Genomic DNA, 10,824 nt, shown 5'->3' on the forward strand with positions numbered 1-10,824 from the left:
CGCCGGAGAAGCCGCCCGCGAGCCGTTCGCGCAGGTGCCGCACGAGCGCGCGCACCGCGCTCGGCACGACCGGGCTGTACGGACGGATCGCGAAGATGTGGTCGCCGAACGCGCCCGACGGCCGCCAGCCGTCGAGCAGCGCGACGAGCCGGCCGGCGTCGAGATCGCGCCGCGCGCTGAAATCGGGCAGCAGCGCGATGCCGAGCCCGCCGAGCGCGGCCTCGCGCATCGCCTCGCTGTTGTTCGCCGCGAAACTGCCGCGCACCGGCACGCTCACGCGCTGGCGGCGCCGGCCGTCCGGCTCGAAGCTCCACACGGCCGGTTCGTTGTCGCGCAGGTAACACAGGCAGCTGTGATCGACGAGTTCGCTCGGGTGCCGCGGCGCGCCGCGCGCGTCGAGGTAGTCGCGGCTCGCGACGAGCAGCGAGCGCGTGTCGCACAGCTTCCACGCGACGTGGGTCTGCGGCGCGGTGGTCGTATGGCGGATCGCGAGGTCGAAGCCTTCCTGCGTCAGCGAATGCAGCCGGTCCGACAGGTCGAGCTCGATGTGCACGCCCGGATGCTGCCGCAGGAAATCGGGCAGGTGCGGCACGACCTGCTGGCGCCCGAGCGCGACCGGCGCCGTCACGCGCAGCAGGCCGCGCGGTTCGCCGGCCAGGTCCTTCACGCGCGCGAAATGCTGCCCGATCGACTCGAACGCGTCGCGCGTGCTATCGACGAGCGTCTGGCCCGCATCGGTGAGCCGCACGCTGCGCGTCGTGCGGCGCACGAGCGGCACGCCGACCGCCTTCTCGAGATCGGCAATGCGCTGGCTCATCGCGGCCTTGCTGATGCCGAGCCGCTGCGCGGCGGCCGTGAAACTGCCGGTCGCGGCCAGCACCGTCAGCGAATGGATATGCGGCCAGAGCGCCTGGACATTTTGCTGATTCATTCGTCGATTATTCAGAATTCTGAACAGTGAATCAAGTTTCGCGGCCTTCTCCCGCGCTGCCGGTTTCCCTAGACTAGGTTCCGTTCCCCCCCTCATCCCCAGGAGACACGATGAATCCGGTTCCCGCGTACACGTCCGACGCCGACGTCGGCCACTATGTCGACGGCGCGCCCGTCGCCGGCCGCAGCGGCCGCTTCCAGGACGTCCTCAACCCGGCGCTCGGCCGCGCGGTGCGCCGCGTGGCGCTTGCCGACGACAGCGAAGTGCAGCGGGCCGTCGCTTCGGCCAACGCCGCGTTCCCGGCCTGGGCCGAGACGCCGCCGATCCGTCGCGCGCGCGTGCTGCACCGCTTCCTGCAGCTGATGAACGAGCACCGCGACACGCTCGCGGCAATCATCACGGCCGAGCACGGCAAGGTGTTTTCCGACGCGCAGGGCGAAGTCGCGCGCGGCATCGATATCGTCGAATTCGCATGCGGCGTGCCGCAGCTGCTGAAGGGAGACTTCACCGACCAGGTCAGCACCGGCATCGACAACTGGACGATGCGCCAGCCGCTCGGCGTGGTCGCGGGCATCACGCCGTTCAACTTCCCGTGCATGGTGCCGTGCTGGATGTTCCCGGTCGCGATCGCGACGGGCAACACGTTCGTGCTGAAGCCGAGCGAGCGCGATCCGTCGGCGGCGCTGTTCATCGCCGACCTGCTCACGCAGGCCGGGCTGCCGGCCGGCGTGTTCAACGTCGTGCAGGGCGACAAGGGCGCGGTCGACGCCTTGCTCGACCACCCGGACGTGCAGGCCGTCAGCTTCGTCGGCTCGACGCCGATCGCGGCCTATGTGCAGCAGCGCGCGGTGCAGTCGGGCAAGCGCGTGCAGGCGCTCGGCGGCGCGAAGAACCATCTGGTCGTGATGCCCGATGCGAACCTCGAGCAGGCGGTCGACGCGCTGATCGGCGCCGCGTACGGCTCGGCCGGCGAGCGCTGCATGGCGATCAGCATCGCGGTGCTGGTCGGCGACGTGGCCGACCGGATCGTGCCGGCAGTCGCCGAGCGCGCACGCAAGCTGGTGATCGGCGACGGCATGCAACCGGAAGTCGAGATGGGCCCGATCGTCACCGGCGAAGCGCTGAAGCGCATCGAAGGCTATATCGAGCAAGGCGTGAGCGAAGGCGCGCAACTGGTGGTCGACGGGCGCGGGCTGCGCGTGCCGGGCCGCGAGGCAGGCTTCTTCACCGGCGGCACGCTGTTCGATCACGTGACGCCCGACATGCGGATCTACAAGGAAGAAATCTTCGGGCCCGTGCTCGGCTGCGTGCGCGTGAAGGATTTCGGCGAAGCGGTCGACCTGATCAACGCGCACGAATTCGGCAACGGCGTGTCGTGCTTCACGAGCGACGGCGGCATCGCGCGCGAATTCGCGCGGCGCATCCAGGTCGGGATGGTCGGCATCAACGTGCCGATTCCGGTGCCGATGGCGTGGCACGGCTTCGGCGGCTGGAAGAAGAGCCTGTTCGGCGACATGCACGCGTACGGCGAGGAAGGCGTGCGCTTCTACACGCGCCAGAAGTCGGTGATGCAGCGCTGGTCGTCGAGCATCGGCAAGGGTGCCGAATTCGCGATGCCGACCGCGAAGTAAGAAGCCGGCCGGTGCGCCGCCCGCCTGACCGATCGGCGGGCGGTGCGCCGGCAGAAGGCGTCAGCCGGCCTTCTTGCCGTGCGCACCGTCGGCGGTCGGCAGGTACGACAGTTCGAGCCGGTACGCGAGCGCGACGAACAGGCTCTGCGCGAGGCCCATCGTGGCCGTCAGCGCACGGAACCCGAACGTCTCGCTGTCCTGCACCATCAGCGTCACCTCGGCCTCCCGCGCGAGCGGGCTCATCCGGCTGTCGGTGATCGCGATCAGGCGCGCGCCGCGCTGCACGGCCTGCTGCGCGACCTGCACGGTCTCGTCCGCATACGGCATGAACGAGACGACGATCATCACGTCGCCGTTGCGCACCGACCGGATCTGCCCGAGATGCATGCTGCCGAGCGCGCTGAACAGCCCGATGCGCTTGTCGGTGTGCTGCAGCGCGTAGTCGAGATACACCGCGATCGGAAATGCGCGCCGCGAGCCGGCGATCCAGATCGCCTGCGTGTCGGCGAGCAGCTCGACGGCTTGCGCGAGCGCCTGCGGGTCGAGCGTCTGCCGCAACTGCTGCATCCCGGCAATGCTGCCCTTGATGAATTCGTCGGCGATCTGCTCGGGCTGCAGGCTCGACGAGCCCGATTCGATCACGTCGCGCAGCCGCAGGTTGTATGCGCGCCCCGGCGCGATCTGCTGCGCGAGCCCTTCGCGGAACAGCCGCTGCATCTCGGAGAAGCCGGAGAAGCCGAAATGCTTCGCGAAGCGCACGACGGCCGACGGCTGGACGCCGCACGCTTCCGCGAGCGACTGGATGCCTTCCAGGCCCAGCTGGTCCCGATGCGTTTCCACGTGGCGCGCAATGACCTTCAGGCGATTGCTGAGGCTGTCGTATTCCTGCGTCAGGTGCTGCAGGAACTGCTCGACGGTGGCGGGAGGTTTCTCGGATGAACTCATCGGATAGCGCGAAGTTGACGGCCCCGCTGCGCGCGCAATGCTGACGGACGCGGCCCGAGGCTCACCTGGATACATGCATGAAGGGCGAATTTAATCACGTTTGCGGCACGGCCCGCGCCGCGCGTTTCGCTCCCACGCGCTCGATCATCACCTGCACACGCTCCACGGCAAGACTGGAAACGATTGTCCAACGCTCTCGCGGCGTCGTAAAGATTAGGGCGTCTACCGAGACTATCGACGCCGACGGCCGGCGCGAAGCGGCGCGCAGTGCGCCGCATCCGGCCTGCCCTGCTCAGCGATAGTCGACCCATACGCCGCCCGCGTCGGCGGAACGCACGCAGTTCTCGACCCATCGGACGCCCTCGACGCCCGCGTGGACGTCCGGAAAGCGGATGCCCTTCAGCGCCGCGGCGTCGCCGCGATCGGCCGCGTCCATCGCGAACGCGAAGCGCGCATAGAGATTCGACCAGGCCTCGAACAGCCCTTCCGGATGCCCGGCGCCGATGCGATCCTCGCGCAACGCATTCGGATGCAGGTAACCCATCCCGCGATCGAGCACCTGCGCGGGCTGCCCCTGCACTTCGTAGCGCAACTGGTTCGGATGCTCGTCCCACCATTCGACGCTCGCCTTCGAACCGATCACCCTCACCTTCTGGCTGTGCATCGAACCCGCGTTCACCGCGCTCGACCACACGTAGCCGATCGCGCCCGTGTCGTATTCCATGATCGTGAACGCGTTGTCCTCGAGCGGCGCGCGGCTCTTCACGAAGCTCTGCCGCGAACACATCAGCCGCCGGATCTTCAGCTCGGGCGCCATCACCTCGGAGATGTACAGCGGATGCGTGCCGATGTCGCCGAGCACGTAGCTCGGACCCGCGAATTTCGGGTCGACGCGCCAGCGCGCGGCCGCGCTCGCGGCCTCGACACCTTCGCTGTGGAAGCCGTGCGCAAACTGCATCTGCACGATGCGGATCTCGCCGAGATCGCCGCGCGCGATCATCTCGCGCGCCTGTTCGATCATCTGGTGACCCGAATAGCCGTATGCGACGCCGACGATCCGGTTCTTCTCGACCGACAGGCGCTGCAGCGTCTCGGCCTCGTCGGTCGTGAAGCACAGCGGCTTCTCGCAGACCACGTGCAGCCCCGCATTCAGCGCGGCGCGGCAGATCTCGAAGTGCGTATTGTTCGGCGTCGCGATCGACACCGCTCGAATGCCGTCCGGGCGGCGCGCCTCGGCGTCGAACATCGTCGCGTAGTCGGGATAACAGCGCTCGGCCGCGACGCCGAGCTTCACGCCGAACTGGCGGCCGCGTTCGGGATCGATGTCGAACGCGCCGGCGACCAGCTCGAAGCTGCCGTCGCGCAGCGCGGCCGACCGGTGGCTGTAGCCGATCTGGCTGCCGAGCCCGCCGCCGACCATGCCCCAGCGAATCGAATGTCCAAGCAGAATCTGTCCGTCAATCATGGTGGTGTTCCTGGTCCGTGTTCAGGGTTTCGGTAGTGCGGGTGTTCATGCGAAGCCGGCCGACGCGAGAAACGCGCGGCTCGCGGCGACGTCGCGCAGGCTCGTGCCCGCATTGCGCGGATCGCGCTCCTGCTCGATCGTGATGTAGCCCGCGTAGCCGATGTCGTCGAGCGCGCGCCGGATCGACCGGTAGTCGAGCACGCCGGCGCCGATCGGGCACATCACGCCGCGCGCGCATGCGGCGAAGAACGCGATGTGCTCGCCCATCACCGCGTCGTACACGGCCTTGTCGATGTCCTTGAAATGCACGTAGTCGACGCGCGCCGCATGGCGGCGCAGCCAGGCCTCCGGGTCCATGCCCGAGTAGTACAGGTGGCCCGTATCGAGACAAAGGCCGACCGTGTCGGCCGGAAGATCGGCGACGATCCGGTCGATTTCGTCCGCGAACTCGATGTAGCCGCCCGCATGCGGATGGATCACCGCGCGCACGCCGAACTCGTCGCGCGCGATCGTCGCGATCTGCCGGATGTGCTCGACCATCCGCGCCCAGCGTTCGCCGGACAGCCGCGGCGCGCGATCGGCGTGGCCGGCCGCGTAATCGCGTTCTTCATGCCCCCAGTCCATCACGACCAGGTACGGCGCCGCGTGGCGCTGCCCGTCCTGCGTCGGCGGCTTCGGCAGCCGCGAGATCAGCGCGCAGATCTCGCGCGTCTGGCGCAGCAGATTCGGCAGGTTCTCCGGCGACACGAGATCGTCGAAGATCGTGCCGGCGGTGATGCTCAGGCGCTGCCGCTCGAGCTCGGCGCTCACCACGTCGAGTTCGAGCGGGATATAGCCGTACGGCCCGAGCTCGATGCCCGAGTAGCCGGCCTGCGCGGCCTCGGCGAGCACGTGCCGCCACGGCGGCAGATGCGGGTTCTTCACGTCGTCGACGCCCCAGCAGCACGGTGCGCAACCCATCTTCATCGTCATGTCGGTCAGTCCGTCAGGTAAGCGGCGCGCGGCCGCACGAGTCGTGGCGACGCGGCCACGGTTCAGCCGCGGTAGAACGCGGGGCGCTCGGCCATCGCGATCGGTTCGACCGCGCCGCTCTTTTGCGCCCGCACGCACGCGTCGGCAGCAACCGCCGCCGCATAGCCGTCCCATGCCGACGGGCCGGTCAGCGCACCCTGCCGCACGCCGTCGATGAACGCCTGCAGCTCGACGTCGTACGACGCGATGAAGCGCTCCTTCCAGTCGGTCATGATGTCGACCGATTGCCGCGCCGCGCGCTTGAGGTCCACGGCCGGCGGATCGGGCAGCTTCGCGATGCCCTGCTCGCCGACCACCTCGCACTGGATGTCATACCCGTACTGGCAGTTCACGAAGATCTCAACGTCGATGCGCACGCCGCTCGCGGTTTCCAGCAGCACGATCTGCGGATCGGCGAGATGTGCCGACGCATGGCGCGTCTTCTTCGGATAAACGACCTGCGCGCTTGCGTAATCCTCGCCGAGCAGCCAGCGCAGCACGTCGAGCTCGTGGATCAGCGTGTCGGTGATCGCCATGTCGGTCGTGTAGCGCTCGCCGACCGACTGGTTCCGGTGCGCGCAATGCAGCATCAGCGGCGCGCCGATCTCGCCGCTGTCGATCACGCGCTTCAGCGCGCGATAGCCTTCGTCGTACGGCCGCATGAAGCCCACCTGCACGAGCCGCTTGCCGTGCGCGACTTCCGCCTCGACGATCCGCATGCAGCCGTCGGCCGTGACGGCGAGCGGTTTTTCGCAGAACACGGGCTTGCCGTGCGCGATCGCGTCGAGCACGAACGCTTCGTGGGTCGGCCCCCACGACGTGACGAGCACGGCCTGCACGTCGGCGGCCGCGACCACTTCATGGCCGTCGCCGTAGATCTCGGCATCGAGCCCGTATTTCGTCACCGCATCGCGCGCCTGCTGCGGATCGATGTCGTTGACGGCCACGACGCGCGCGCCGGACAGCGTGCGGGTCAATCTGCGGATATGGTCCTGGCCGATCGCGCCGCAGCCGATCACGCCGATTTGCAAGGTCATCCGGGAGTCTCCAGTCGTTTCATCAGCGGCGCGGCCCGTGCCGCGCCGGTCGGTAATCGTTCAGCGCGCCGTGCGATCGAAATGACGATCGACGTAGCGCTGGATCGTGTCGCGCATGTAGCGCGACGATGCCTCGGCGCGGTCCTCCCACGCGAACACGCACGACGACATCACGCCGTCGAAGCCCGCGGCGCCGAGCGCGCGGAAAAACACGTCCCAGTCGATCTCGCCCTGCCCGATGTCGAGATGCTGGTGCACGCGGATCTGGTTCGAGCCCGGCGGGTTCACGATGTAGCGAAGCTGGCTGCTCTTGCGGTGGTCGAAGGTGTCGGCCACGCGCACGTGCGTGAGGATCGGCGCGGCCTGCGCGATCATCGCGGCCATGTCGTCGCCGTAGTAGAACGTGTGCGGCGCGATATACGACAGCTTCAGCGACGGCGAGCCGAGGTTCGTCACGATGTCGATCGCCGGCTGCAGCTGCTCGATCCAGTCCTCCGGATGCGGCTCGACCGACAGCACGATGCCCTCGCGTTCGAGCATCGGCAGCAGCTCGTCCATCGACCGGAACCACGCGGCTTCGCACAGCTCCTTCGGGTTCGCGCCCGGCCGCTCGCCGACCGAGCGCTCCGGCGACGCGCCGCGCCCGAATTCCGACACCATCAGCTCGCACTCCATCTCGACCGCGACCTCGATCGCCTTCTTCCAGCAGCGCACGGCCCATTGACGCTCGTCCTCGAACGGACTAGCCCAGCGGTACATCGGCTGCAGCGACGCGAGGCCGACGCCGCTCGCGCGCATCGCCTGGCGAAACGCGGCCATGCGCTCGCGCGTTGCGCGCGGCATCACCCACCAGTCGAGGAAGTCGCTGCGCGGCGACAGCTCGATCTGGTCGTAGCCGAGCTCGGCCACCGCGTGCGGCAGCCGGTCGAGCGGCAGGTGGCGAATCATGTACGGGTCCAGTGCGATCTTCATCAGGGTTCCTTGGCAATATCGGATTCCGGTCGGACAGGCAGGGTCAGCGACGCTTCTTCTTGTTGCGATACTGGTCGGCGATCACGGCCGCGACGATGATCGCGCCCTTGACCATCTCCTGGTAATACGCGTCGATGCGGATGAACGTGAAGCCCGACGTCATCACGCCGAGGATCAGCACGCCGATCACGGTGCCCGTCACGCGGCCGAGGCCGCCCGACAGCGACGTGCCGCCGATCACGACCGCGGCGATCGCATCGAGCTCGTACATCACGCCCATGCCCGACTGGCCGGAGATCGCGCGCGCGGCCGTCACGGTGCCGGCGATCCCGCTCAGCAGGCCCGCGATCGCATAGACGAAGACCAGGTGACGCGTGACGTTGATGCCCGACACGACGGCCGCGTGACGGTTCGCGCCGATCGCATAGGTGTACTTGCCGAAGCGCGTGTAGCGCAGCACGACGTGGAAGATCGCGGCGATCACGAGAAAGATGATCACCGGATTGGCGCCCGCGCCGATGGCCGCGAACGGGTCGGTCAGCATCGACACAGGCATCCCGTTGGTGAACCACTTCGCGAACCCGCGTGCGGCGACCATCGTGCCGAGCGTCGCGATGAACGGCGGAATGCCCGTCATCGCGATCAGCGAGCCGTTCAGCAGGCCGACCAGCAGCCCGACGCACACGCCGGCCAGCACCGGCCAGATGATAGGCAGGTCGGTCAGGTGCGGGAACACCGCGCGCGGGAAGTCGGACACCTGCGCGAGGCTCGCCGACACGACGGCGGCAGCCGCCACGACCGACCCCGACGACAGGTCGATCCCGCTGGTGATGATCACGAGGTTCACGCCGACCGCGATGATGCCGATCACGGCCATCTGCAGCACGATGATCTCGAGCCGCTCGGCGTTGAACAGGAAGCTCTGGCCGACGACGATCCAGCCGACGATCTCGAAGAACAGGCTGATGCCGACCAGCACGAGAAAGATGCTCAGCTCGGGCGGCCACTTCGTGTGCCGCGCCTTGATTGTCATGGTCTGCGCGTCCGCGACCGGATTCAGGTTGCCCATTTCAGTTGTCTCCAATCTTGTTTCGGCTCAACGCGACGCGAGATCCATGATGCGGACCTGGTCGGCGTCCTTGCGTTCGACGATGCCGGTCATGCGCCCTTCGTGCATCACCATCACGCGGTCGCTCATCCCCAGCACCTCCGGCATCTCCGACGAGATCATCAGCACCGCGACGCCCTTGCCGGCGAGCGCGCTGACGAGCCGGTGGATCTCGGCCTTCGCGCCGACGTCGATGCCGCGCGTCGGTTCGTCGAGGATCAGGATGCGCGGCTGCGTGAGCAGCCAGCGGCCGATCAGTACCTTCTGCTGGTTGCCGCCCGACAGGTTCTGGATTTCCTCGTGCAGCCCGGGCGATTTCACGCGCAGCATCCGGCTCATTTCCTCGCAGTCGCGCTTCAACTGCGCCTGCTGCACGAAATTGAACCTCACGTAGCGGTTGCTGAGCACCGCCGCTTCCATGTTCGCGAGCAGGTCGAGATTCAGGAAGCAGCCGCTGTCCTTGCGGTCCTCGGTCAGGAACGCCATCCCGTGCTTCATCGCCTGCGCGGGCGTCGCGATCCGCACCGGCTTGCCGTCGATCCGGATCTCGCCCGACGTGGCCGGCACGACGCCGAACAGCGCCTCCGCGACGTTCGAGCGCCCCGAGCCGACCAGGCCCGCGACGCCGAGGATCTCGCCCGCGCGCAGCTCGAAGCTCACGTCGCGGAACACGCCGTCGACGCCGAGGTTCTTCACCGACAGCACGACGTCGCCGATCGGCACCTCTTCCTTCGGGAACATCTGCGTGATCTCGCGCCCGACCATCATGCGGATGATGTCGTCGCGCGTGACGTCGCTCGACGCATGCGTGCCGATGTACTTGCCGTCGCGGAACACCGAGAACTCGTCGGCGATCTCGAACAGCTCGTTCATCTTGTGCGTGATGTAGACGATGCCCTTGCCCTGCTCGCGCAGCTGGCGAATGATCCGGAACAGGTGCGTGACTTCCTTGTCGGTCAGCGCCGACGTCGGCTCGTCCATGATCAGCACGTCCGAGTCGAACGACACGGCCTTCGCGATCTCGACCATCTGCCGGCTCGCGACCGTCAGCGTGCGCACGTCGGTTTCCGGATCGATGTCGATCGACAGCCGCTCGAACAGCGCGGCCGTGCGGCGGCGCAACTCCGCGTGATCGATCAGGCCGAAACGGTTCTTCGGTTCGCGGCGGATCCAGATGTTCTCCGCGACCGTCATGTACGGCATCAGGTTGAGTTCCTGGTGGATCATCGCGATCCCGCGGTTGAGCGCATCGAGCGGGCCGTTCAGCACGACGGGTTCGCCGTTGATCAGGATCTCGCCCTGATCGGGCGTGTAGACGCCCGCGATGATCTTCATCAGCGTCGACTTGCCCGCGCCGTTCTCGCCCATCAGCGCATGGACGGTGCCGCGGCGCACGCGGAACTGCACGCCGTCGAGCGCGACGACGCCGGGAAAGGACTTGCCGACGCCGCGCACCTCGAGCACGCAGTCGGCCGCGGCAGAAGCCGGCGAACCGGACGATCCGGATGCGCCGGGCGATCCTCCGGATGAAGCGGCCGGCGCGTCGACGCCGGCCATCGGGCGCGCGATCCTGGCTGTAAACATGGACGTTCCTCGACAAGTCGCGGGGGGGGGGGGCGGGGGGGGGGGGGGCCCGGGGCCGCCGCAACCCCCGCGGGGGGGGGGGGGGGGGGGGGGTTGTGGTGGGGGGGGCCCCCGTCACCGCCCCCCACCCCACCCACCGG

The 10,824-nt window shown here is 68.0% G+C and carries 9 protein-coding genes; 1 reads left to right on the top strand and 8 read right to left on the bottom strand.

The window, feature by feature from the left end:
• The coding region (locus ACPUER_RS34815; protein WP_425133341.1) for a LysR family transcriptional regulator at positions 1 to 931 on the bottom strand (931 nt) is incomplete at its 3' end.
• Between the two features lie 110 nt (positions 932 to 1,041).
• Here ACPUER_RS34815 and ACPUER_RS34820 point away from each other — a divergent pair.
• Positions 1,042 to 2,562, top strand: coding sequence for a CoA-acylating methylmalonate-semialdehyde dehydrogenase (locus tag ACPUER_RS34820; protein WP_175961617.1), 1,521 nt, complete (start codon positions 1,042 to 1,044; stop codon positions 2,560 to 2,562).
• Between the two features lie 60 nt (positions 2,563 to 2,622).
• On the opposite strand, the gene ACPUER_RS34825 is transcribed toward ACPUER_RS34820, so the two are convergent.
• The 7 genes from ACPUER_RS34825 to ACPUER_RS34855 all read right to left on the bottom strand — a co-directional run bounded on the left by ACPUER_RS34825 (position 2,623) and on the right by ACPUER_RS34855 (position 10,684).
• Positions 2,623 to 3,507, bottom strand: a complete 885-nt coding sequence (locus ACPUER_RS34825) for a MurR/RpiR family transcriptional regulator (RefSeq protein WP_072444351.1) — start codon at positions 3,505 to 3,507, stop codon at positions 2,623 to 2,625.
• A gap of 292 nt (positions 3,508 to 3,799) precedes the next feature.
• On the bottom strand, positions 3,800 to 4,972 hold the full coding sequence (locus tag ACPUER_RS34830) for a Gfo/Idh/MocA family protein (RefSeq protein ID WP_425133342.1): 1,173 nt from the start codon (positions 4,970 to 4,972) through the stop codon (positions 3,800 to 3,802).
• 45 nt (positions 4,973 to 5,017) lie between these two features.
• Positions 5,018 to 5,944: a TIM barrel protein gene (locus ACPUER_RS34835; protein ID WP_425133343.1), complete on the bottom strand. Its 927-nt coding sequence runs from the start codon at positions 5,942 to 5,944 to the stop codon at positions 5,018 to 5,020.
• A gap of 62 nt (positions 5,945 to 6,006) precedes the next feature.
• Positions 6,007 to 7,020 (bottom strand): Gfo/Idh/MocA family oxidoreductase, encoded by a 1,014-nt coding sequence (locus ACPUER_RS34840; RefSeq protein ID WP_310134621.1) that lies wholly within the window; start codon positions 7,018 to 7,020, stop codon positions 6,007 to 6,009.
• A 60-nt stretch (positions 7,021 to 7,080) separates the two neighbouring features.
• Positions 7,081 to 7,992 carry a sugar phosphate isomerase/epimerase family protein gene (locus ACPUER_RS34845; RefSeq protein ID WP_425133344.1) on the bottom strand — a complete coding sequence of 304 codons (912 nt, stop codon included), beginning with the start codon at positions 7,990 to 7,992 and terminating at the stop codon, positions 7,081 to 7,083.
• Positions 7,993 to 8,035: 43 nt separating this feature from the next.
• Positions 8,036 to 9,061: an ABC transporter permease gene (locus ACPUER_RS34850; RefSeq protein WP_310134626.1), complete on the bottom strand. Its 1,026-nt coding sequence runs from the start codon at positions 9,059 to 9,061 to the stop codon at positions 8,036 to 8,038.
• Positions 9,062 to 9,088: 27 nt separating this feature from the next.
• Positions 9,089 to 10,684, bottom strand: coding sequence for a sugar ABC transporter ATP-binding protein (locus ACPUER_RS34855; RefSeq protein WP_425133345.1), 1,596 nt, complete (start codon positions 10,682 to 10,684; stop codon positions 9,089 to 9,091).
• Positions 10,685 to 10,824 lie beyond the last annotated feature (140 nt).

The sequence above is a fragment of the Burkholderia sp. DN3021 genome (genome assembly GCF_049805555.1).
In the GTDB taxonomy this organism is placed as follows: domain Bacteria; phylum Pseudomonadota; class Gammaproteobacteria; order Burkholderiales; family Burkholderiaceae; genus Burkholderia; species Burkholderia pyrrocinia_C.

Coding starts and splice junctions, on each gene's coding strand:
- ACPUER_RS34820 (WP_175961617.1), top strand. CDS start 1,042: ATGAATCCGGTTCCCGCGTACACGTCCGACGCCGACGTCGGCCACTAT.
- ACPUER_RS34825 (WP_072444351.1), bottom strand. CDS start 3,507: ATGAGTTCATCCGAGAAACCTCCCGCCACCGTCGAGCAGTTCCTGCAG.
- ACPUER_RS34830 (WP_425133342.1), bottom strand. CDS start 4,972: ATGATTGACGGACAGATTCTGCTTGGACATTCGATTCGCTGGGGCATG.
- ACPUER_RS34835 (WP_425133343.1), bottom strand. CDS start 5,944: ATGACGATGAAGATGGGTTGCGCACCGTGCTGCTGGGGCGTCGACGAC.
- ACPUER_RS34840 (WP_310134621.1), bottom strand. CDS start 7,020: ATGACCTTGCAAATCGGCGTGATCGGCTGCGGCGCGATCGGCCAGGAC.
- ACPUER_RS34845 (WP_425133344.1), bottom strand. CDS start 7,992: ATGAAGATCGCACTGGACCCGTACATGATTCGCCACCTGCCGCTCGAC.
- ACPUER_RS34850 (WP_310134626.1), bottom strand. CDS start 9,061: ATGGGCAACCTGAATCCGGTCGCGGACGCGCAGACCATGACAATCAAG.
- ACPUER_RS34855 (WP_425133345.1), bottom strand. CDS start 10,684: ATGTTTACAGCCAGGATCGCGCGCCCGATGGCCGGCGTCGACGCGCCG.